We start from the raw sequence: 21,407 nt of genomic DNA, 5'->3' as shown, positions 1-21,407 counted from the left end.
TCGCCGACCTCGGCGACGCCCATCAGCACCGCGTTCCCGGTGGTGCCCGCCAGGGCGGCTCGCATCGGCAGCACGCCCACCACTCTATCGGGGCCCCCGCCGTACCGGCCGAGACCCAACCTCACTCCTTACCCTGTGCGGGACCCGGACGACACGACACGAGCGCGTGATTCTCTCGACATACCGTCGTGCCGCCTGGCCAGTTAGGGTTGACGTACCGAGCGTCGATCTTGAGGAGTGTGTGTGCTGGTTCTGGTGGCGGTCCATGCGCTCGCAGCCGTGATCGCCCCCGTGCTGGTACGCCTACTCGGTCGACGCGCTCTCTACGTCCTCGCCGCCGTTCCCGCCGCGGCGGGAGTCTGGGCACTGACCCGCACCGAGGAGGTCCGCGCGGGCCGGCCGGTCGTCGAGACGGTCACCTGGGTGCCGCAGCTCGGCCTCGACCTGGCGCTGCGGATGGGCACGCTGTCCTGGCTGCTGGTGCTGCTCGTCGGCGGCGTCGGCGCCCTCGTGCTCGTCTACAGCGCGCGCTACTTCCACTCCGACGACCCGAGCCTCGGCCGGTTCGCCGCGGTGTTCGTCGCGTTCGCCGGCGCGATGCTCGGCCTGGTGGTCTCCGACGACCTGCTGCTGCTGTACGTGTTCTGGGAACTGACCACGGTCTTCTCGTACCTGCTGATCGGCAGCGACCCCACCAAGCGGGCCAGCCGGCGCGCCGCGATGCAGGCGCTGCTCGTGACCACGCTGGGCGGCCTGGCGATGCTCGCCGGGTTCGTCATGCTCGGCCAGCACGCCGGCTCGTACCGGTGGTCCGAGATCGCCGGGAACCTGCCGGAGGGCGGATACCTCACCGCCGCGCTGGTGCTCGTCCTGCTCGGCGTGACGAGCAAGTCGGCGATCTTCCCGTTCAGCTTCTGGCTGCCGCGCGCGATGGCCGCGCCCACGCCGGTCAGCGCCTACCTGCACGCCGCCGCCATGGTCAAGGCGGGCGTGTTCCTGGCCGCGCTGATGGGCCCGGCGGTCGGCCAGGCCACCGTGTGGCGCGCCATCCTGCTCGGCGGCGGCCTGATCACGCTGTTCCTCGGCGGCTGGACGGCGCTGCGGCAGGTCGACCTCAAGCTGCTGCTGGCGTACGGCACGGTCAGCCAGCTCGGCCTGCTCATGGTGATCCTCGGGGCGGGCACCCGCGACACCGCGCTGGCCGGCGCCGCGATGCTGCTGGCGCACGCCCTGTTCAAAGCCACCCTCTTCCTCGTCGTCGGCGTCGTCGACCACGTCACCGGCACCCGGGACCTGCGCGAGCTGAGTGGGCTGGGCCGCCGTGCGCCGGTGCTCGCGGCGGTCGCCGGGCTCGCCGCCGCCTCCATGGCCGGGCTGCCGCCGCTGTTCGGCTTCGTGGCCAAAGAGGCAGCGCTGGAGGCGTTCCTGCACGGCGGGCCGGTCGAACTGCTGGTGCTCGCCGGGGTGGTGGCCGGTTCGGCGCTCACCGTCGCGTACACGTTGCGTTTCCTCTGGGGCGCGTTCGCCGCCAAGCCCGACGTGCCCGACACCCCTGTCGAACGGATCGAGCCGGCCTTCCTCGGCCCGGCGGCGGTGCTCGCCCTCGCCGGCCTCGTGGTCGGGATCGCCGCTCCGGCGGTGGACCGGGTGCTCGCCCCGTACGCCGACCAGTTCCCGACCGCCGACCCCGGCTACCACCTCGCGCTGTGGCACGGCCTGACGCCGGCGCTCGGCCTGTCGGCGCTGGCCGTCACCGGCGGCGTCGGGCTGTTCCTGCTGCTGCAGCGCCGCCGCCCGCGCCTGCTGCGGCTGCCCTTCGACGGCGCCACCGGCTACGAGCGGCTGGCGAGCGCGGTCGACCGCGCGGCGGTGGAGCTCACCGGCGCCACCCAGCGCGGATCCCTGCCGTTCTACCTCGGCGTCATCCTGCTGGTGCTGGTGATCCTGCCGGGCGGGGCGGTGCTGGCCGGCCTGCCCTGGGCGCAGCGGTTCCAGCTCTGGGACACCCCGCTGCAGGCCGTCGCGGGAGCGGTCGTCGTGGTCGCCGCGCTGGTCGCCGCGCGCGCCCGCCGCCGGCTGACCGCCATGATCCTGGTCGGGGTGACCGGCTACGGCACGGCGCTGCTGTTCATCCTGCACGGCGCGCCGGACCTGGCGCTCACCCAGTTCCTGGTGGAGACCGTCACGATCGTGATGTTCGTGCTGGTGCTGCGCCGCCTGCCGCGCCGGTTCTCGGCCCGCCCGATCCGTGCCACCCGGCAGTTCCGCGTGGCGCTCGGCGTGGCCGTCGGCGTGGTCACCGCCGGCATGGCGTACGTGGCGGCGGGCAGCCGGGTCGCCACGCCGATCTCGGTCGGCTTCCCGGACGAGGCGGTCTCCTACGGCGGCGGCAAGAACGTCGTCAACGTGACGCTCGTCGACATCCGGGCCTGGGACACGATGGGCGAGATCGCGGTGCTGGTGGTGGCCGCCACCGGTGTGGCCAGCCTGATCTTCCGCGGCACCCGCGCCCTGGACCTGCGCAGCGGCATCCCCGGCGTCGGCCGGCAGCAGTCGTCGCGCCCACGCTGGCTCACCAGCGGCGCGACGTCCCGGCAGCAGTCGGTGATCCTCCAGGTCGTCACCCGGCTGCTCTTCCACGCCATCCTGCTGTTCTCCATCTACCTGCTCTTCTCCGGCCACAACGCGCCGGGTGGCGGGTTCGCCGCCGGGCTGGTCGCCGGTCTCGGGCTCGCGGTGCGGTATCTGGCGGGCGGGCGTACCGAACTCAACGGCGCCGCACCGGTGGACGCCGGCTTCGTGCTCGGCGCGGGACTGTTCGTCGCGGTCGGCACCGGCGTCGCCGCGATGCTGCTGGGCGGCGAGTTCCTGCAGAGCGCGACGCTCGACTTCCACCTGCCGCTGCTGGGCCACGTCCACTTCGTCACCTCCGTCTTCTTCGACGTGGGCGTCTACCTCATCGTGGTCGGCCTGGTGCTGGACATCCTGCGCAGCCTGGGCGCCGAGATGGACCGCCAGGAGGAGGACGACGAGCAGGAGACCGAGCCGGCCGGCGTACGGGAAGAGGAGCTGGTATGAGCCCGAACATTCCCAACCTGGTCTACATCCTGGTGATCGGCGTCCTGTTCGCCACCGGGGTCACACTGCTGCTGGAACGCAGCCTCACCCGCGTCCTGATGGGGGTCATCCTGCTCGGCAACGGCGCGAACCTGCTGCTGCTCACCGGCGGCCGGGCCGGCGGCCCGCCGATCGTCGGCACCTCCGCCCAGGAGGACATGGCCGACCCGCTGCCGCAGGCCATGGTGCTGACCGCGATCGTGATCACGCTCGGCATGACCGCGTTCCTGCTGGCCCTGGCCTACCGCAGCTGGCACCTCAACGGCCACGACGAGGTGCAGGACGACGTCGAGGACCGCCGCATCATGGAACTGGCCGACCGGGACGAGGGCCCCGGCACCGCCGACGCCGACACCGCGGACGGCGGCCCCGCGGACGGCAGCCCCGAGGCTCGGGTCCTGGCCGAGGCGGAGGGCGGCCGATGACCTGGCTCGTCCCGCTGCCGGTGGTGATGCCGCTGCTCGGCGCGGCCCTCACGCTGCTGCTCGCCCGGCGGGCCCGCGCCCAGCGCTGGGTCAGCATCGTCGTGCTCGCCGCCACCGTCGCCGTGGCGGCACTGCTCCTGGTCCAGTCGTCGCTGGACGGCCCGCTCGTGGTCGAGGTGGGCGGCTGGGTCGCGCCGATGGGCATCGTGCTCGTCGCCGACCAGCTCGCCGCGTTGATGCTCGTGGTGTCCGCCTCGGTCACCCTGTGCGTGCTCGTCTACTCCATCGGGCAGGGCATGGCCGACGGCAACGAGGAGACGCCGCTGTCGGTCTACCACCCGACCTATCTCGTGCTGACCGCCGGCGTGTGCAACGCCTTCCTCTCCGGCGACCTGTTCAACCTCTACGTCGGCTTCGAGATCCTGCTGGTCGCCAGCTACGTGCTGCTGACGCTCGGCAGCACCGAGACGCGGATCCGGGCCGGCACCACGTACGTCGTGGTCAGCCTGCTCTCGTCGCTGATCTTCCTGGTGGCGATCGGCCTGGTCTACTCCGCCACCGGCACGCTGAACCTGGCCCAGCTCGCCGACCGCTTGGACGCGTTGCCCGACGACATGCGCCTGGTCCTGCAGGGCATGCTGCTGCTCGCGTTCGGGATCAAGGCGGCGGTGTTCCCGCTGTCGGCGTGGTTGCCGGACAGCTACCCGACCGCGCCCGCGCCGGTGACCGCCGTCTTCGCCGGCCTGCTCACCAAGGTCGGCGTGTACGCGATCATCCGCACCGAGACGCTGCTGTTCCCCGGCGGCCGCACCGCCGACCTGCTCATGGTGATAGCGGCACTGACCATGGTGGTCGGCATCCTCGGCGCGGTGGCCCAGTCGGACATCAAACGACTGCTGTCGTTCACGCTGGTCAGCCACATCGGCTACATGCTGTTCGGGGTCGGCCTGACCACCCCGCTCGGCCTGTCCGCGGCGATCTTCTACGTGGTGCACCACATCACCATCCAGACCACGCTGTTCCTCGCCGCCGGCCTGGTCGAACGACGCGGCGGCAGCACCGCGCTGGACCGGCTCGGCGGGCTGGCCCGGCTGTCACCGCTGCTGGCGCTGCTGTTCTTCGTACCGGCGCTCAACCTGGCCGGCATCCCACCGTTCTCCGGGTTCCTCGGCAAGCTCGGCCTCGTGCAGGCCGGGGTGGACGACGGCGGGTTCCTGGCCTGGGCGCTCGTCGCGGGCGGGCTGCTGACCAGCCTGCTCACCCTCTACGCCATCGCCCGGGTGTGGAACCTGGCGTTCTGGCGGGCGCCGCACCCGGACATGCCGGAGGCCGGTGACGCCGACCGGGCCGCCCGAACCGACGGCGCCGAGCAGCCGCACGAGGGCGCCTCGCCGGCCGGGGCCGTGCTGCCCCGGCTGATGACGGTGCCGACCGCCGCCCTGGTGGTGCTCGGTCTGGCGCTGACAGTGGTGGCCGGGCCGCTGTTCGAGATCAGCACCGACGCCGCCGACGACCTGCTGCGCCGTGCCCCGTACGTGGAGGCCGTGTTCCCGGAGGGACCGCCGTGACCAGTCAGCCGAAAGCGCCGCTGACCCGCCGCGACCGCTGGCGCAACCGCGCGATCGCCGTGACCGGCCTGGTCACCGTCTGGGTGCTGCTGTGGGGCACCTTCAGCTGGGCGAACGTGATAAGCGGACTGGTGGTCGCCGCCGTGTTGCTCGTGGTCTTCCCGCTGCCCCCGGTGACCTTCGCCGGCCGGATCCGGCCGGTGCCGCTGCTGAGATTCCTGGCCCGCTTCCTGCGCGACCTGGTTGTCGCGTCGGTCCAGATCGCCTGGCTGGCCGTCCGGTCCAGACACCCGCACTCGGCGATCATCGCGGTGCCGCTGCGGGTGAACACCGACCTCAACCTCACCCTCAACGCCGAAGCCCTGTCGCTGGTGCCGGGCAGCCTGATCCTGGAGGCCGACCGGCGTACCGGCACCCTCTACGTGCACGTCATCGGCATCCGCAGCCTCGACGAGGTGGAGCGCTTCCGGCAGAGCGTGCTGGAACTGGAGGGGCGCATCGTCGCCGCCGTCGGCTCGGCCGAGGAACTGGACCTGATCCGTCGATCCGCACCCACCGGCCCGTCCGGGTCGGTCGAGCTGGAAGGAGCACCGACGTGACCGTCGTCGCCGTGATCGTCACCGCGCTGCTCGTCGCGGCCGGTGGGCTCACCCTCGTCCGCATCATCCGTGGGCCGTCGATCCTCGACCGGGCCGTCGCCACCGACGTGCTGCTCGCCGTCGCGGTCGCGGCCATCGCCACCGAGGCCGCGTACAGCCGGGACGCCACCGCGCTGCCGGTGCTCGTGGTCCTCGCCCTGGTCGGGTTCGTCGGCTCGGTGAGCGTCGCCCGCTTCGCGGCTCGGAGAAACCCGAAATGACGCTCGACACGATCCTGGACACCGTCGCCGGCGTCTGCCTGATCGCGGGCGCCCTGCTCTGCCTGGCCGCCGGCATCGCGCTGATCCGCTTCCCGGACGTGCTGTCGCGGATGCACGCGGCGGCCAAGCCGCAGGTGCTCGGGCTGCTGCTGGTGCTGCTCGGCTGCGCGTTGCGGCTGCGTACCGGGGTGGACATCACCACGCTGGTCCTGGTGGGCCTGTTCCAGCTCGCCACCGCCCCGGTCGCCGCGCACATGGTCGGGCGGACCGCGTACCCGCACGACGACATCCGGCGGGACCTGCTGATCACCGACGAGTTGGCCGGCGACATCGACCGGATCCGGGCGGACCGGGCCGGCGAGCCGCAGGACACGTCGCCGGCCCGCACGTCCTGAGACTCCGCCCCAGCGTCGAGGCAGGGAGCCCATGAGCGGCACGGTCTACGAGAACGCCCGCATCCACACGCTCGACCCGGCCCGCCCGCGCGCCGAGGCGATGCTGGTCCGCGGCGAGCGGATCGTCGCCGTCGGCGACCTCGCCGAGTGCCGGGACCGGGCCGGCGGCGGCGCGCGCCGGATCGACCTCGGCGGGATGGCCGTGCTGCCCGGGCTGATCGACAGTCACATCCACGCCGCGTCCTACGTACGCGGGCTGGACCAGGTGGACCTGCGCGGCACGGCGAGCCTGGACGAGGCGCTGACCCGGATCGCGCGGCACGCCGCCACGCTGCCGCCGTACGCCTGGCTGTTCGGTGGCGGGTGGGACAGCAACAGGTGGACCCGGCCGGTGCAGCCGACCCGTACCGACCTGGACCGGGTCTGCCCGGACCGCCCGGCCGCGCTGCCCAGCGTCGACGGCCACACCATCTGGGTGAACACGCCGCGCTGGCCCGCCTCGGCATCGACGAGAGCCTGCTGTTTAGCAACGACTCGTTCGCCAGGTTATCTGTAGTCTCATGGTTCAACACGGCGGTCAAGGATGGCCATCTGCGGTTGGCATTCACTTGTGTCCCCGTAATATCGTACGGCGGGCCGTAGCCCTGCCCTTCCCTCACCTTTTACTGATCGACGAGCCCTCCCAACTACCAGGTGATACGTAATAGACTACCATATTGATGATCACGACCGTTCGTTTTCTCAATCTATTTATGTTTACCCAATCGTCTCATCGATGTAGTACTGGCGGAACGCTAGGAATCGGACGTTTATGGCTTACACGCGGCTGGGCACATACGGTCCCGTACGGTGTTAGAGCACAAAAGCCGAACGGAAACGTTTGAGCATAATATCTTAAAACGAGCGCCGGAGAATACGAGGCGATCGACAGCGGCTGGGCCACCGGCGACGGGGACCGGTGGCTGAGCACCGGCCCGGTGAAGATCTTCACCGACGGCGCGCTCGGCTCGCACACCTGTCTGATGAGCGAGCCGTACGACGGCGAGCCCGGCAACCACGGCATCGCCGTCACCCCGGCCGAGGAGTTCGAGCGGCTGCTGGCCACCGCCGCCGGGGCCGGCATCGCGGTGGCGGCGCACGCCATCGGCGACGCGGCGAACCGGATGGTGCTGCGGGCGTACGCGCGCTGGCGCGATTCGGCCGGGCCCGGCCCGGCGGCGCGGCTGCGGCACCGGATCGAGCACACGCAGCACCTGCTGCCCGAGGACGTGCCGTTGCTCGCCCGCTCCGGGGTGATCGCCTCGATGCAGCCCACCCACTGCACCAGCGACATTCCGCTGACCAGCCGGATGCTCGCCGGCCGGGATCTCGCCTCGTACGCCTGGCGCAGCCTGCTCGACGCCGGGGCCGTCGTGGCGTTCGGGTCGGACGCCCCGGTGGAGGACCCCGACCCGTTCTTCGGCGTGCACGCCGCGGTGACCCGGCAGCAGCCCGACGGGACCCCGCCCGGCGGCGTCGACCCGCACGAGCGGCTCGACCTGGACACGGCGCTGCGCTGCTTCACCGGGGCCGGCGCGTACGCCTCCTACGAGGAGCACCTGAAGGGGCGGCTGCGCCCCGGCATGCTCGCCGACTTCATCGCGCTGCCCACCGACCCGTACCGGGTGGAGCCGGCGCGACTGCGGGACCTGACAGTGGCGCTGACCGTGGTCGGCGGCGTGGTGCGCTGGCAGCGCTGACCGTGTCCCGCCCGGACGCCGCTGGCCGGGCGGGACACGGCTCTCAGGCGCCCTTCACCCAGCCGAGGCTGAACCGGGCGAAGTAGATGCCGCCGGTGTCGCCCACCTCGTACAGGTTGCCGACCGTGCCGTCGGCCAGCACCGCCATCGTCGAGTAGCCGGCGCCGCCGGGCTTGACCAGTGCCCGCGCCGGCCAGCTCGCGCCGTCGTCGGTGGACAGCCGTACGGTGAGGTCGTTGCGCGCGCTCGGGTGCGCGTTGTTGCTGAACAAGGCCGTGCGGGTCCGCACCGGCGCCCGGTTCGCGCCGACCTCGGCGGGCCGCAGGTAGGACATCTCGTCGGCGTTGCACAGCGGGTCGGTCAGCAGCGTGCTGGCCGTGGCCGCGCCGAACGTCGCGGCGCCGTCGGTGGAGGTGGCGTAGAAGCGGCTGCGGGTCGAGTTGTGCGAATGTTCTGCACGATCGCGCCGGTGCCGCGCTCGATCGCCTTGCTCTCGTTGATGTTCCCGCCGGCGGATCCGCCACGGCGCCAGGTCGCGCCGTGGTCGTCGCTGTAGATGTTCGCGGCGTGGCTGGTGCCGGCCGAGTCCCGGTAGGCGATCGGCTGGATCAGGCGGCCGGTGCTGGTCTGGATGCCGTGGCCGGAGGAGAAGAACACCTGCCGCCAGGTGGGGTCCTTGACGGCCGGGTTCAGCTCGACGGGCGCGCTCCAGGTGGCGCCGTTGTCCCGGCTGGTGATGTAGCGCAGGTGCATGCTGTTCGGGTCGTCGGCGGTGTTCAGGCCGGAGCCGCCGGACCAGAAGCTGATGCCGGGCCGGGGGGAGTAGGTGAAGAAGCAGTAGACGACGCCGGTGGCGCGGTCCACGAGCAGGCTGGGGTCGCCGACGCCTTCGCTGGTGGTGGGCGGGGCGTGGATGACCCGGGGCTGCTCGAAGGTGCGGCCGCCGTCGGTGCTGCGGATCATCACGATCTGGATGTTGTTGGTGCCGCCGCCGAGGTCGTACGAGCCGTTCACCCGGGCGTCGGCCACGGCGATGACGGTGCCGTTGTTGGTGACGGCCAGGCCGGGGATGCGGACCGAGGCGATGGTGCCGTCGTACCGGCCGCCCGTGCGGTTGAGGTCGCGGATCACGGTCTGCGTGGTGAGCAGCGTGGTGCTGGTCATCTGCGGGTTGCCGGTGGCCAGGTCGCAGGAGGTGGTGCCGCGCAGCGTGGTGTCGAAGCCGGGGGCGGTGACCCGCAGCGTGTACGGGGCGCCGGCGCCGACGGTCCAGTAGTGCAGGTAGTTGCCGCCGGCGGCGATGGTGCGGGTCCACGGCGAGCCGGTGCGTCCGGGCCACGTGACGGTGAAGTCCCGGGCGGTCGTGGTGCGGTTCTCCAGCGCGAGCTGGAGGCGGCCGTTGGTGCAGTCGAAGCTGGTGAGCGCGGACATGCCGGTGCCGCAGTGGAAGAGGCCGGAGGTGGTCTCGTCCAGGCCGGTCGGGGTCGTCGTGCGCAGCGTGTACGGCGTGCCGGGGGACAGCGTCCAGTACAGCTCGGCGCCGCTGCCGGCCGCGACGGTGCGGGTCCAGGGCGAGCCGGACCGGCCGGGCCAGGTGACTGTGTACGTCTGTGCCGTGGTGCTGCGGTTGTCCAGAAGCAGGAGCAGCCGGCCGGTGGTGCAGTCGGCGCCGACGGTGGCGCTCACGCCGGCGGGGGCGGCCTGGGCCGGGGTGGCGGGGAGCACCGTGAGCAGGCCGAGGAGGACGGCCAGGACGGCGGTCACCCGGCGTGGTATCGCACGGACAGGGGGCACGGGGGATTCCTTCCGGACGGGGGTGGGGATCGGAGCGATAGCATCAGACGTCCGACGTCCGATGTTGGGTACGTACGCTAAGCCGATCGATGGGACCCGTCAAGGAATCGGACGATGTGGACCGTGCACAAAGGGCGCGCGCAGGCCGGCCGGTCCGCGGCCGGCCTGCCGGTGTCCGGTTGCCGGGTCAGGCCTGGGCGGCGCGGGCGATGCTCGCCCGGATGGGCGCGTAGTGCTCGGCGATGGCCGAGCGCAGCGCCGCCGCGTCCCCGGCGGTGAGGGCGGCCACGATGGCCTGGTGCCGCTGGGCGGTGATGACCCGGTCCTCCGGCTCGGTGCGCAGGGTCGGCGCGACGATGGCCTGCACCTGCCAGAACGCCTCGGTCAGCTGGACCAGCAGGTCGTTGCCGAGTGGCTCCATCAGCTTCAGGTGGAAGGCCCGGTCGACGTCGAGGAAGTCCTCGCCCTGTGCCGCCCGGCTGCGCATTTCGTCGGCGAGCGCGGACAGCTCCGACCGGTGCTCCTCGTCCAGGGCGTCGATGACGGTGGCCGCCAGCCCCTGCTCCAGCGTCTGCCGGATGTCGACGACCTGGGCCAGTACGTGGTGGTCGTCCTCGCCGCTGAGCAGGCCCCGGAACGTCAGGCTCTCCACCAGGGCGTTGAGGGACATCCGGCCGACGAACGTGCCGTGGCCGTGGCGCACCTCGACGATGTCGAGCGCGGAGAGGATCTTGACGGCCTCGCGGACGCTGGAGCGGCTGGCGCCGACCGCCTCGCACAGCTCCGTCTCGGTGGGCAGGAGATTGCCCGGCTTGAGGCGGTTGTGCAGGATGTACTCCTTGATCCTGGTGGCGACCTCCTGCCGGCGAGGGCTCGGCCGCTCGGCGCCGCGTAGCGGACTGGCGTCAATGGTCGTCATCTGCCCCTTGCCCTTCGTTCCCGAATCTGACACCCTCACCCTACCGGCATCAGACGTCAGACGTCATACACCTTACACTTCACATCCCCGGCGCGAGCGGCGACGCGAGCGCATGAAGAGCCTATGGAGGCATCTACGTGAGCACCACCGGTAAGTCGCGGAGCTGGCGCGTGCCGCGCCGCCGCGTCCGCCCCCTGGCCGTCGCCTCCCTCGGAGCGACCCTCGCCCTCGGGCTGGTGGCCTGCAGCGGCGGTCCCGCCTCGACCAACGCGGTCAGCGGCGGGAAGGCGGGCACGTCGATCGAGGCCACCCTGGCGTTCACGCTCTCCAGCGGTTTCGACCCGGGCAACGCCTCCTCCGCCGTGGCGACCGCCGTCAACCAGCACGTCTTCGAGGGTCTCGTGGACCTCGACCCGATCACGCGGGAACCCTACAACGCGCTGGCCAAGAGCGACCCGACGCCCGGCGCCGACGGCCTCACGTACACCGTGACGCTGCGCGACGGCGCGAAGTTCTCCGACGGCACCCCCGTCACCGCCGAGGACGTCGCCTGGTCGTTCACCCGCGTGCTGAAGCCGGCGGACCCGAAGGCGCCGCCGCTGATGCAGGGCTTCGTCTCGTTCCTCGACAGCGTCACCGCCAAGGACGCGGCCACCGTCGAGTTCAAGCTGAAGTACCCGTTCGCCCTGTTCAGCGAGCGGATCTCGGTCATCAAGGTCGTGCCCAAGGCCAAGACCGGTGACGCGGCAGCGGCCAAGGCGTTCGACACCGCGCCGATCGGGTCCGGCCCGTTCAAGGTGGACAGCGCGTCCAAGGAATCCGGCATCAAGCTGAGCAAGAACGAGACCTACAACGGCCCGCGCCCGGCCAAGGTCGAGACGATGACGTGGAACACCACCACCGAGGCGTCGGCCCGGGTGTCGGACCTGCAGGGCGGCCGCGTGCAGGCCATCGAGGCCGTGCCGTACCTGAACGTCGACTCGCTCAAGGACAAGTACACGATCGACGTGAAGCAGGCCTTCAACCAGGTCTTCCTCATGTTCAACAACGCCGCCGCGCCGTTCAGCGACAAGCGCGTCCGCCAGGCCCTGCACTACGCCATCGACAAGGACGCGGTCATCAAGACCGCGCTCAACGGCTACGGCAGCCCGGCGACCAGCTACCTCGACGAGGGCAACAAGGCGTACCAGAAGGCCGCCACCGTCTACGACTACAACCCGGACAAGGCCAAGGCCCTGCTCCAGGAGGCCGGCGTCACCAACCTGTCGTTCCGGCTCGACACCACCGACAACTCGGTGGTCAAGGACGTCGCCCCGCTGGTCATCGAGCAGTGGAAGAAGATCGGCGTCAACGCCACGCTCAACACCGTGCCGTCCTCGGCCATCTACGGCGACATCGTCCCCAAGGACACGTTCCGGGTGCTCATGGCCACCGGTGACCCGAGCGTCTTCGGCGTCGACACCGACCTGCTGATGCGCTGGTACTACTTCGGCGAGACCTGGCCGGGCCAGCGTTACCGCTGGAGCGACGCCAACCGCAAGGCCATGGGCGACCTGCTGGACAAGGCCGCGCAGACCTCCGACGAGGCGGCCCGCAAGGCGCTGTGGAAGCAGGCCCTGGACATGGTGGCGGACGACGCCCCGCTCTACCCGATCCTGCACACCAAGGTCGTCACCGCGTACGACCCGGCCAAGCTCGACGGCTTCTCGGGCGCCTCGACCACCGGCCTGTACTTCCTGGGCACCGGCCGGACCGGCTGAGCCCACTCGGGGCTCCGCCCCCGCCTCCGTCCCGTCCGGCCGCACGTGACCCGTGCGGCCGGACGGGACGCCCCGGCGCCCCGCCACGAGAAAGAGAATCCATGCTGACCGTCCTGAACCTGGTCGCACGACGATTCCTGACGCTGATCCCCCTGGTGCTGGGCATCACGCTCTTCGTCTTCGTGATCATGCAGTTCTCCCCGATCGACCCGGCGCTGTCCGTCCTCGGCGACCAGGCCACGCCGGCGCAGGTCGAGGCGTTCCGCGCCGCGAACGGGCTGAACGACCCGCTGCCGCTGCGCTACCTGCACTTCCTCGGCGACCTCGTCCGCGGCGACCTCGGCATGACGTTCCCGCCGTCGGTCCCGGTCGCCGACAAGATCGCCATGGCGCTGCCGCTGACCATCCAGCTCACCGCGCTCGGCGTCGTCGGCGCGCTGGTCATCGCGCTGGCCCTCGGCATCCCGGCCGCCCTGTACCGGGACCGCTGGCCCGACCAGGTCATCCGGATCGTCTCCATGGCCGGCATCGCCACGCCGTCGTTCTGGCTGGCCCTGCTGTTCATCCAGGAGTTCTCGGTCCGCCGCCCGATCTTCCCGACCGGCGGATACGTCAACCCCGCCGACTCGGTCGGCCTCTGGCTGCAGTCCCTGGCCCTGCCCGCGCTGGCGCTGGCCGTACCGGTCGGCTGCTCGCTGGCCCGCATCGTCCGCACGTCGATGGTCGAGGAACTCGACAAGGACTACGTCCGCACCGCCGTCGGCGCCGGACTGCCACCGCGCGTGGTGATCGGCCGCAACGTGCTGCGCAACGCGCTGGTCAACCCGCTCACCGCGCTCGGCCTGCGGATCGGCTACCTCATCGGCGGCACCGTCGTCATCGAGGCCATCTTCTCGCTGCCCGGCATGGGCACCCAGATCATGAGCGCCGTCCAGCAGAACGACACCGCGCTCGCCCAGGGCACCGTGCTCACCATCGCGCTGTGCTTCGTCCTGGTGAACCTGGTCGTCGACATCCTCTACCTCTTCGCCAACCCCCGACTGCGCGGAGGCCACTGATGCGCCGCTCCCTCACCACGCGGCTGTCCCGCCCCGGCATGGCCTTCGCCCGGCTCGGTCTCGCGGCCCGGTTCGCGCTCGGCTTCGTCGCGCTCATCGTCGTGGTTGGCGTGCTCGCCCCGCTGCTGCTGCGCCACGACCCCACCCAGACCGGCCTCGGACCGGCGCTGACCGGCCCGAACGGCGACTTCTGGTTCGGCCTGGACAAACTCGGCCGCGACGTCTTCTCCCGGCTGGTCGCCGGCACCCGGCGCTCCCTGATCGTCGGTTTCGGCGCGGCCGGCATCGCGCTGGTGCTCGGCGCGATCCTCGGCGCGCTCGCCGGCAGCAGCCGCACCGTCGTCGACGAGATCATCATGCGCTGCCTCGACGTGGTCATGGCCTTCCCCACGATCGTGCTCTCCGCGCTGCTGATCATCTCGTTCGGCAAGAACAGCCTGCTGGTCCTCGTCATCGCGATCGGGTTCGTGTTCACCCCCTCGGTCGCGCGCATCGTCCGCGCCAACGTGCTGTCCCAGTACGGCGAGGACTACGTGGCCGCCGAGCGCATCATCGGCGCCCGCCGCCCGCACATCCTCTGGCGGCACGTCCTGCGCAACTGCGCCGCCCCGATCCTCGTCTTCGTCACCGTCATGGTGGCCGACGCGATCGTCTTCGAGGCGTCCCTGTCCTTCATCGGCGGCGGCCTCGCCCCGCAGGAGGCGGCCTCCTCGTGGGGCTCGGTCATCGCCTTCGGCAAGGAGATGGTGCAGATCGGCGGCTGGTGGGCCACATTCTTCCCCGGCCTGCTGATCCTGCTCACCGTGCTGGCGCTCAACGTGCTCTCCGAGGGCATGTCCGACGCCTGGGCCGCCCCGGCCGCGCGCCGCGCCACGTCCACCACCAGCGGTGACGCGCTGGAGCAGGCGCAGCCCGGCACCGGCGAGGTGGTCGAGCTGCCCGGCCTGGCCGAGGCGGCGCAGCGGCTGCGTGAGCGCGCCCGCCCGCTGCCGCAGGGCAAGCCGGTCCTTCAGGTCAGCGACCTGTCCATCGGCTTCGAGGGCCGCCACCGCGGCGTCGACATCGTCGACGGGCTCACCTTCGACGTACGCCCCGGCGAGGTCGTCGGCCTGGTGGGGGAGTCCGGCTCCGGCAAGTCGCTGAGCGTCCTCGCCGTCATGGGTCTGCTGCCGCAGGGCGCCCGGGTACGCGGCGAGATCCGCTTCCAGGACACGGACCTGCTGAAACTCAACGCCAAGGGCCGCCGCGCCCTGATGGGCCGCGAGATCGCCATGGTCTACCAGGACGCGCTGTCGGCGCTGAACCCGGCGCTGCGCGTCGGCGCCCAGCTCGCCCAGATGATCCGCCGCGGCGGCACCCGCTCGGCCGAGGAACTGATGCGGCTGGTCGGGCTGGACCCGCGGCGCACCCTCGCCGCGTACCCGCACGAGCTGTCCGGCGGGCAGCGGCAGCGCGTCGTGATCGCCATGGCGCTGTCCCGCGACCCGAAGCTGATCATCGCCGACGAGCCGACCACCGCGCTTGACGTCACCGTGCAGGCCCAGGTGATGGCGCTGCTGCTGGAGCTGCGCGAGCGGCTCGGCTTCGCCCTCATCCTGGTCAGCCACGACCTCGCCCTGGTCAGCGACGTCTGCGACCGGGTCGTGGTGATGTACGGCGGGCAGATCGTGGAGACCGGCGTGACCGCCGACGTGATGGAGGCGCCCGCCCACCACTACGCCCGCGGGCTCCTCGGTTCCGTCCTGTCCCTGGAGACCGGCGCGGAACGGCTCACCCAGATCCGCGGCGTGGTGCCCTCACCGGCCGACTTCCCGAAGGGTTGCCGATTCTCCGACCGCTGCCCGATGGCGACCGAGATCTGCCGGGACACCGCGCCCACCATGGCGGGCACGGACGGCCACGGGTACGCCTGCCACCACCCCGCCGTCACCGTCAGCGAGAAGGAGCCGGCCCGATGAGCGCCACCGCCGAGCACCGGCCGATCGCCGAGCTGAGCGACGTGCACGTGGTGCACGCCGCGCGCGGCGGCGGCATGTTCAGCCGGGAGAAGGTCTACGCGCTCACCGGCGCCGACCTGGTCATCCGGGCCGGCGAGACGGTCGGCATCGTCGGCGAGTCCGGCTGCGGCAAGTCCACCCTCGCCAAGGTGCTCGTCGGCCTGCAACGGCCGACCGCCGGCACGGTGTCCTTCGCCGGCAAGGACGTGTGGTCGATGACCGCCACCGAGCGGCGCGAGCACATCGGCGCCGGCGTCGGCATGATCTTCCAGGACCCGGCCACCTCACTGAACCGCCGGATGCCGGTACGCGACATCCTGCGCGACCCGCTCGACGTGCACCGCCGGGGCACCCGGCAGCAGCGCGAGCAGCGGGTGACCGAGCTGATGGCCCTGGTCGGCCTGCCCCGCTCGGTCGCCGACGTGCTGCCCAGCCAGCTCTCCGGCGGCCAGCGCCAGCGGGTGTCCATCGCCCGCGCGCTGGCCCTGGAACCGGGGCTGGTCATCGCCGACGAGCCGACCAGCGCGCTCGACGTGTCGGTCCGCGCGCAGATCCTCAACCTGCTGCTGGACCTCAAGGACCGGCTCGGCCTGGCCATGGTGCTGGTGTCGCACGACATCCAGACCGTCAAGCGGGTCAGCGACCGGGTCGTCACCATGTACCTGGGCCGCATCGTCGAGCAGACCCCCGCCGACCTGCTGCCCGAGGGCGGCCGGCACCCGTACACCCGGGCCTTGTTCTCGGCCACGCCGGGCCTGCTCTCACCGATCGAGCCCATTCCACTGGTCGGCCCGGTCCCGTCGGCGACCCGCCCGCCGAGCGGCTGCCCGTTCCGGACCCGCTGCTGGGCCGCGACCGACGGCTGCGCCGTGGACATGCCCGCGCCGCGCCCCGCCGAGGGCGCGGGCCACGAGTTCCGCTGCCACCACCCGGTGCCCGCCGGCACCGCCAACACCGAACTGGTCGCGCTCGCCACCTCGGCGACCGGCCGCACCACAACTGAGTCTGTCGAGGAGAACCTGTGACCACCCCAGCCCCGCGGTTCGCCGGAGTCGTGCCGCCGGCCGTCACCCCCCTGACCGAAGAGGGCGAGGTCGACGTCCACTCCCTGGAACGGCTGGTCGAGTGGCTGCTCGACGCCGGCGTCGACGGCATCTTCGCGCTCGGCAGCTCCGGCGAGACGGTCTTCCTCACCGACCGGCAGCGGGACCTCGCGCTGGAGACCATCGTCAAGACCGCCGGCGGCGCCGTGCCGGTCCTCGCCGGATGCATCGAACCCACCACCCGCCGGGTCGTGGAGCGGGCCGAGGCGTCCACCCGTCTGGGCGCGGACGGCCTCGTCGTGACCGCCCCGTTCTACGCCATCGTCGGCCCGCACGAGATCGAGCGGCACTTCCGCGCCGTCGCCGCGGCGGTCGAGCTTCCGCTGCTGGCGTACGACATCCCGGTCTGCGTGCACAGCAAGCTCTCCGTCGACCTGCTGACCCGCCTCGCCGCCGAGGGCGTGCTGGCCGGCGTCAAGGACTCCAGCGGCGACGACGTCGCGTTCCGCCAGCTGGCGCTCGCCATCGCCGAGCACGCGCCGGAGCGCGACTTCAGCCTGCTCACCGGCCACGAGGTCGTGGTCGACGCGATGATGCTCGCCGGTGGCTCCGGCTCGGTGCCCGGACTGGGCAACGTGGACCCGGCCGGATACGTGCGACTGCACCGCGCCTGCGTGGCCGGCGACTGGGCCGCGGCCCGCCGGGAACAGGACCGCCTGACCCGGCTGTTCCGCATCGTCGACGCGGCCGACCCGGCCACCTCGGCGGGCGCCACCCGGGGCGTCGGCGCGTTCAAGACCGCGCTGTCCCTGCTCGGCGTCATCGCCGGCAACGCGGTGTCGCTGCCGCTGCGGCCGCTGGACGACGCCGAGACGGGCCGCGTGCGTACCCAGCTGGAACTGGGCCGGGCTGCTCTGACCATGCCCGAGTGAGCACGACCCGTCTGTCGCCGCGCTTCGCATCGCGCATCAGACATAGCCGGCCTGGTCACCGCCTCCGGCGAAGTCGTCGTCGGCACAGCGCGCCGACACCGGGGCCGCTCCGGACGCGCCGCGGTGCTCGACACCGCCGCCCGGCCTGGTCGAGAAGCTGCGGGCGGACGCGCCGGGTGTCGTACGGGCGCTCGGCGTCGGCAGCGCCGGCGTCATCGACAGCGGTTCCGGCCTGGTGCTGTCCGCCACCGACGTGCTGACCGGGTGGACCGGCACGGACCTGCGCGGCGACCTGGGCCGGCGCCTGGGCGTGCCGGTCACCGTGGTCAACGACGTGCACGCCCACGCGCTGGGCGAGGCGCGTCACGGCGTCGCGGCCGGGTACGACACGGTGCTCTACGTCGCCGTGGGCACCGGCGTCGGCGCGTCGTTCGTCCTCGGCGACACAGTGCTCGCCGGTGCGCACAGCGCGGCCGGGCACGCCGGGCACCAGCCGTCGGCGTACGCCGGAACGCTGCCCTGCACCTGCGGCGGGCGCGGGCACCTGGAGGCGATCGCCGCCGGGCCCGCGCTCACCGCCGAGTACGTCCGGCGTACCGGCCGTCCGGTGGCCGACCTGCGGGCCGTCGCCGCGCTCGCGGCGGGCGGCGACGAGACGGCCCGCGACGTCGTCCGGCTCGGCGGCACGGCCGTCGGGTCCGCCGTCGGCGGCCTGGTCAACGTGCTCGACCCCGCCGCCGTGGTGATCGGCGGCGGCGTCACCGGCCTCGGCGAGCCGTGGTGGCGGGCGCTGCGTGACGCGGTGCCCGCCGGACGCTGCCCGGCCTGGCCGGCGTGCCGGTCCTCGCCTCCACCCTCGGCCCCGACGCGCCGCTGCTCGGCGCCGCCTCGCTCGCCTGGAAGGTCTCATGAACTCCCTCGTCGACCAGCTCCGCCACCGCCTGGTGGTCTCCTGCCAGGCGTACCCGGGTGAGCCCATGCGCGACCCGGACACCATGCGCCGGGTCGCGCTCGCCACCGCCCGCGGCGGCGCCGCCGGCATCCGCGCCCAGGGCCTGGCGGACATCGCGGCCATCCGCGCGGCGGTGGACCTGCCGCTGATCGGGCTCTGGAAGGACGGCGACGACGACGTCTTCATCACCCCGACGCTCGAACACGCGCTCGCCGTCGCCGACGCCGGGGCGCACGTCGTCGCGCTCGACGGCACGTCCCGGCCCCGCCCCGACGGCCGTACGCTCGCCGAGACGATCGCCGCCGTGCACGAGCGCACCGGCGCGCTGGTGATGGCCGACTGCTCCACGCTGGACGAGGGCATCGCCGCCGCCGCTGCCGGCGCCGACCTGGTCGGCACCACGCTCTCCGGGTACACCGCGTACACCACCAAGGGCGACGGGCCGGACCTGGACCTGGTCGCCCGGCTCGCCGCCGCGGTCGACGTCCCGGTGGTCGCCGAGGGACGCATCCACACCCCGGAGCAGGCCGCGCAGGCGCTGCGGGCGGGCGCGTGGACGGTGGTGGTCGGCACCGCCATCACCCACCCGAGCACCATCACCGGCTGGTTCGCGTCCGCCGTGCGGGAGGCCGCGTCGTGCCGCTGACCGACCTCGACCTGGCCGGCTGCCTCGCGTACCGGCCGGAGCTGGACGTGCCGGCGGACCTGGACGGATTCTGGGCGCGCACGCTCGACGGCGGCGGCGACCCGGCGGCGGCGGTCTACGAGCCGGTCGACACCGGGCTGACCCAGATCCGGACGTACGCGGCCACGATCCCCGGTTTCGGCGGCGAGCCGGTACGCGGATGGCTGCACCTGCCCGCCAATGCCGACAGGCCGCTGCCCTGCGTGGTCGAGTACCTCGGCTACGGCCGGGGCCGCGGCCTGCCGCACGAGAAGCTGTTCTGGGCGGCGGCCGGCTTCGCGCACCTGATCATGGACAGCCGCGGCCAGGGGTGGAGCGCCGCCACCGGCGGCACGCCCGACCCGCACCCCTACCCGGCCGGCACCGTGCCCGGCTTCCTCACCCGGGGCGTCGCCGACCCGGCGGAGCACTACTACCGGCGGCTCATCACCGACGCGGTCCGCTTCGCCGAGGCCGCCCGGCGGCACCCGGCCGTCGACCCGGCGCGGGTGGCGGTGACCGGCTTCAGCCAGGGCGGCGGCTCGCCCTGGCCGTCGGCGCGTTGTGCCCGGACGTCACCGCCGTCATGCCGGACGTGCCGTTCCTGTGCGACATCCGCCGGGGCGTGCGCGTCGCCGGCCCGGACAGCCCGTACGCCGAGGTCGTCGAGTACCTCGCGCTGCACCGCGATCGCGCCGACCAGGTGTTCCGCACCCTGTCCTACCTGGACGCCGCAGTGCTCGCGCCGCGCGCCACCGCGCCGGCGCTGTTCTCCATCGCCCTGCGTGATCAGGTCTGCCCGCCGTCGACCTGCTTCGCCGCCTACCACCGCTACGGCGGCGACAAGGACGTGCGGGTGTACGAGTTCAACGACCACGAGGGCGGCGAGGCCGCGCACCAGCGCGAACAGCTCACCTGGCTGCGCGGGATCCTGGGCGGCTAGCGGGCCCGTTCCACCACGTAGTCGGTCAGCTCCAGCAGGAAACGGCCGTCCTCGGTGTCGGCGGCGGCGCCCAGCGCCCGCTCACCCTCACGCCGGGCCGCGAGCGCGAGATCCCGGGCGCTGCGCCGCGCCGACTCCACACAGTCGTACGCGAGCAGCCGCCCGTGCAGCCAGCGCACCTCGGCGTCGGTGCGCTCCGCGCGGGTACGGCTCAGCAGCCGCACGAGCCGTTCGCGTTCCTCCGGTGTGCACCGCCGCATGAAGTCGATCAGGATCAGCGTGCGCTTGCCCTCCCACAGGTCACCGGCGATCTCCTTGCCGTACCGGGCGTAGTCGCCGGTCAGGTTGAGCGCGTCGTCCTGGATCTGGAACGCCGCACCCAGGTACCAGCCGTACCGGTCCAGCACGTCGACGGCGTTCTCCCGGCCGGTCGCCACGAGGACGCCGGTGCGGCACGGGTAGATGCACGTGTACCAGGAGGTCTTCTTCAGGCACATCCGGTAGTAGTCGTCGGCGTCCAGGTCGCACACGTTGTCGCGGATCCAGCCGATCTCGAGCGCCTGCCCCTCCAGCGAGTGGCGCATCATCAGCTCGGTCTCGGTGAACAGCCGCCAGGCGATCCCGGAGCCGAGGGCCGCCCGGTTCGCCGCCAGCCGCCGCAACGCCAGCAGGTTCGTCATGTTGCCGACGTTCAGCGCCACGCCCACGCCGTACTCGGCGTGCAGCGTCCGCCCGCCGCGCCGCTGCTCGCTTTCGTCCTGGATGTCGTCGTGGATGAGGAAGGCGTTGTGGAACAGCTCTACAGTCACTGCGGCGTTGAGGCCCACCGCGCCGCCGCCGCCGAACGCCCGGCACGTGGCCAGGCACAGCGCGGCGCGCAGCCCCTTGCCCCAGCGCCGCGGGTACTCCGCGACCAGGTCGTAGAGGTATCGCGGGCCGCCGTCGGGCACGTCGTCGAGCAGCGCGCCGAGGGCCAGCCCGCGATAGCGCTCCAGCATCCGTTCCACGTGCCCGCCGGCCACCCCGGTGGTCGGCGCATCGCGCGGCTACCGGTCCGTGGGCCGCTTCGGGGCCGGCGACGCCAGCCGGTCCGCGAGGCCATTTGCCACCTCGGGGGCCAGCCGCGCCAGATTGAGTACGGTGTCCAGCGCGTCGTGCGCGTCCGACGTGTACCGCCGGATCACCTCACCGCGCTGGTCGTCGGCCATCTTCAGCTGCCCGACCACGGTGTCGATCAGGGCG

19 protein-coding genes and 2 pseudogenes are annotated in these 21,407 nt (G+C 72.4%); 16 read left to right on the top strand and 5 right to left on the bottom strand.

The window, feature by feature from the left end:
* The first annotated feature begins 243 nt into the window (after positions 1-243).
* The 8 genes from MCBG_RS06805 (at position 244) to MCBG_RS06770 (ending at position 8,103) form a co-directional block, all read left to right on the top strand.
* Positions 244-3,078 carry a Na+/H+ antiporter subunit A gene (locus tag MCBG_RS06805; RefSeq protein ID WP_043324759.1) on the top strand — a complete coding sequence of 945 codons (2,835 nt, stop codon included), beginning with the start codon at positions 244-246 and terminating at the stop codon, positions 3,076-3,078.
* A complete protein-coding gene (locus MCBG_RS06800) occupies positions 3,075-3,542 on the top strand; it encodes a Na(+)/H(+) antiporter subunit C (RefSeq protein ID WP_043324758.1) in 468 nt (155 codons plus the stop codon). Before MCBG_RS06805 ends, MCBG_RS06800 begins: the two co-directional genes overlap by 4 nt.
* Positions 3,539-5,110: a Na+/H+ antiporter subunit D gene (locus tag MCBG_RS06795; RefSeq protein WP_043324757.1), complete on the top strand. Its 1,572-nt coding sequence runs from the start codon at positions 3,539-3,541 to the stop codon at positions 5,108-5,110. The genes MCBG_RS06800 and MCBG_RS06795 overlap by 4 nt, the downstream gene beginning before the upstream one ends.
* The gene (locus MCBG_RS06790) at positions 5,107-5,709 is read left to right on the top strand and encodes a Na+/H+ antiporter subunit E (RefSeq protein ID WP_043324756.1); all 603 of its coding nucleotides are present in this window, start codon (positions 5,107-5,109) and stop codon (positions 5,707-5,709) included. The genes MCBG_RS06795 and MCBG_RS06790 overlap by 4 nt, the downstream gene beginning before the upstream one ends.
* Positions 5,706-5,969: a monovalent cation/H+ antiporter complex subunit F gene (locus tag MCBG_RS06785; RefSeq protein ID WP_043324755.1), complete on the top strand. Its 264-nt coding sequence runs from the start codon at positions 5,706-5,708 to the stop codon at positions 5,967-5,969. The genes MCBG_RS06790 and MCBG_RS06785 overlap by 4 nt, the downstream gene beginning before the upstream one ends.
* Positions 5,966-6,364: a monovalent cation/H(+) antiporter subunit G gene (gene mnhG, locus MCBG_RS06780; protein ID WP_043324754.1), complete on the top strand. Its 399-nt coding sequence runs from the start codon at positions 5,966-5,968 to the stop codon at positions 6,362-6,364. The genes MCBG_RS06785 and mnhG overlap by 4 nt, the downstream gene beginning before the upstream one ends.
* A gap of 31 nt (positions 6,365-6,395) precedes the next feature.
* Positions 6,396-6,920 carry an amidohydrolase family protein gene (locus MCBG_RS06775; protein ID WP_043324752.1) on the top strand — a complete coding sequence of 175 codons (525 nt, stop codon included), beginning with the start codon at positions 6,396-6,398 and terminating at the stop codon, positions 6,918-6,920.
* A 367-nt stretch (positions 6,921-7,287) separates the two neighbouring features.
* Entirely contained in the window at positions 7,288-8,103 is an 816-nt protein-coding gene (locus tag MCBG_RS06770; protein WP_223201421.1) for an amidohydrolase, read from the top strand.
* A gap of 43 nt (positions 8,104-8,146) precedes the next feature.
* Here MCBG_RS06770 and MCBG_RS31055 read toward each other — a convergent pair whose 3' ends face one another.
* From MCBG_RS31055 to MCBG_RS06760, 3 genes are all read right to left on the bottom strand, one after another.
* Positions 8,147-8,437 carry a sialidase family protein gene (locus tag MCBG_RS31055; RefSeq protein WP_051610986.1) on the bottom strand — a complete coding sequence of 97 codons (291 nt, stop codon included), beginning with the start codon at positions 8,435-8,437 and terminating at the stop codon, positions 8,147-8,149.
* A 26-nt stretch (positions 8,438-8,463) separates the two neighbouring features.
* On the bottom strand, positions 8,464-9,897 hold the full coding sequence (locus MCBG_RS31050) for a phospholipase domain-containing protein (RefSeq protein WP_140946055.1): 1,434 nt from the start codon (positions 9,895-9,897) through the stop codon (positions 8,464-8,466).
* A gap of 187 nt (positions 9,898-10,084) precedes the next feature.
* Positions 10,085-10,816, bottom strand: a complete 732-nt coding sequence (locus MCBG_RS06760) for a FadR/GntR family transcriptional regulator (protein ID WP_043324750.1) — start codon at positions 10,814-10,816, stop codon at positions 10,085-10,087.
* 137 nt (positions 10,817-10,953) lie between these two features.
* On the opposite strand from MCBG_RS06760, the gene MCBG_RS06755 reads away from it, so the two are divergent.
* The 8 genes and pseudogenes from MCBG_RS06755 to MCBG_RS35055 all read left to right on the top strand — a co-directional run bounded on the left by MCBG_RS06755 (position 10,954) and on the right by MCBG_RS35055 (position 20,165).
* Entirely contained in the window at positions 10,954-12,576 is a 1,623-nt protein-coding gene (locus MCBG_RS06755; protein WP_043324748.1) for an ABC transporter substrate-binding protein, read from the top strand.
* A 101-nt stretch (positions 12,577-12,677) separates the two neighbouring features.
* Positions 12,678-13,634, top strand: coding sequence for an ABC transporter permease (locus tag MCBG_RS06750; RefSeq protein WP_043324747.1), 957 nt, complete (start codon positions 12,678-12,680; stop codon positions 13,632-13,634).
* Positions 13,634-15,592 (top strand): dipeptide/oligopeptide/nickel ABC transporter permease/ATP-binding protein, encoded by a 1,959-nt coding sequence (locus MCBG_RS06745; RefSeq protein ID WP_043324746.1) that lies wholly within the window; start codon positions 13,634-13,636, stop codon positions 15,590-15,592. Before MCBG_RS06750 ends, MCBG_RS06745 begins: the two co-directional genes overlap by 1 nt.
* Positions 15,589-16,656, top strand: a complete 1,068-nt coding sequence (locus MCBG_RS06740) for an oligopeptide/dipeptide ABC transporter ATP-binding protein (protein ID WP_043324745.1) — start codon at positions 15,589-15,591, stop codon at positions 16,654-16,656. Before MCBG_RS06745 ends, MCBG_RS06740 begins: the two co-directional genes overlap by 4 nt.
* Positions 16,653-17,606, top strand: a complete 954-nt coding sequence (locus MCBG_RS06735; RefSeq protein WP_043324744.1) for a dihydrodipicolinate synthase family protein — start codon at positions 16,653-16,655, stop codon at positions 17,604-17,606. The genes MCBG_RS06740 and MCBG_RS06735 overlap by 4 nt, the downstream gene beginning before the upstream one ends.
* Before the next feature lie 145 nt (positions 17,607-17,751).
* Positions 17,752-18,579: an ROK family protein gene (locus tag MCBG_RS06725; protein ID WP_369799356.1), complete on the top strand. Its 828-nt coding sequence runs from the start codon at positions 17,752-17,754 to the stop codon at positions 18,577-18,579.
* Entirely contained in the window at positions 18,515-19,204 is a 690-nt protein-coding gene (locus MCBG_RS06720) for an N-acetylmannosamine-6-phosphate 2-epimerase (RefSeq protein ID WP_043324740.1), read from the top strand. Before MCBG_RS06725 ends, MCBG_RS06720 begins: the two co-directional genes overlap by 65 nt.
* Positions 19,195-20,165, top strand: a pseudogene (locus MCBG_RS35055) (acetylxylan esterase). Before MCBG_RS06720 ends, MCBG_RS35055 begins: the two are co-directional and overlap by 10 nt.
* On the opposite strand, the gene MCBG_RS06710 reads toward MCBG_RS35055, so the two are convergent.
* Both MCBG_RS06710 and MCBG_RS06705 read right to left on the bottom strand, forming a co-directional pair.
* Entirely contained in the window at positions 20,162-21,163 is a 1,002-nt protein-coding gene (locus MCBG_RS06710) for a polyprenyl synthetase family protein (protein WP_051611499.1), read from the bottom strand. The pseudogene MCBG_RS35055 and the gene MCBG_RS06710 sit on opposite strands and share 4 nt — an antisense overlap.
* 48 nt (positions 21,164-21,211) lie before the next feature.
* A pseudogene (locus MCBG_RS06705) lies at positions 21,212-21,407 on the bottom strand (hypothetical protein); the annotation flags it as partial.

Origin of the sequence: Micromonospora sp. M42, assembly GCF_000568915.1 — a bacterium.
In the GTDB taxonomy this organism is placed as follows: Bacteria; Actinomycetota; Actinomycetes; order Mycobacteriales; family Micromonosporaceae; genus Micromonospora; species Micromonospora chalcea.
Note: the sequence above shows the minus strand (reverse complement) of the source record. Positions and strands in the feature narration are given on the sequence as shown.

Coding starts and splice junctions, on each gene's coding strand:
- MCBG_RS06720 (WP_043324740.1), top strand. CDS start 18,515: ATGAACTCCCTCGTCGACCAGCTCCGCCACCGCCTGGTGGTCTCCTGC.
- MCBG_RS06800 (WP_043324758.1), top strand. CDS start 3,075: ATGAGCCCGAACATTCCCAACCTGGTCTACATCCTGGTGATCGGCGTC.
- MCBG_RS06775 (WP_043324752.1), top strand. CDS start 6,396: ATGAGCGGCACGGTCTACGAGAACGCCCGCATCCACACGCTCGACCCG.
- MCBG_RS06740 (WP_043324745.1), top strand. CDS start 15,589: ATGAGCGCCACCGCCGAGCACCGGCCGATCGCCGAGCTGAGCGACGTG.
- MCBG_RS06750 (WP_043324747.1), top strand. CDS start 12,678: ATGCTGACCGTCCTGAACCTGGTCGCACGACGATTCCTGACGCTGATC.
- MCBG_RS06795 (WP_043324757.1), top strand. CDS start 3,539: ATGACCTGGCTCGTCCCGCTGCCGGTGGTGATGCCGCTGCTCGGCGCG.
- MCBG_RS06710 (WP_051611499.1), bottom strand. CDS start 21,163: ATGCTGGAGCGCTATCGCGGGCTGGCCCTCGGCGCGCTGCTCGACGAC.
- MCBG_RS06745 (WP_043324746.1), top strand. CDS start 13,634: ATGCGCCGCTCCCTCACCACGCGGCTGTCCCGCCCCGGCATGGCCTTC.
- MCBG_RS06760 (WP_043324750.1), bottom strand. CDS start 10,816: ATGACGACCATTGACGCCAGTCCGCTACGCGGCGCCGAGCGGCCGAGC.
- mnhG (WP_043324754.1), top strand. CDS start 5,966: ATGACGCTCGACACGATCCTGGACACCGTCGCCGGCGTCTGCCTGATC.
- MCBG_RS31055 (WP_051610986.1), bottom strand. CDS start 8,437: ATGTCCTACCTGCGGCCCGCCGAGGTCGGCGCGAACCGGGCGCCGGTG.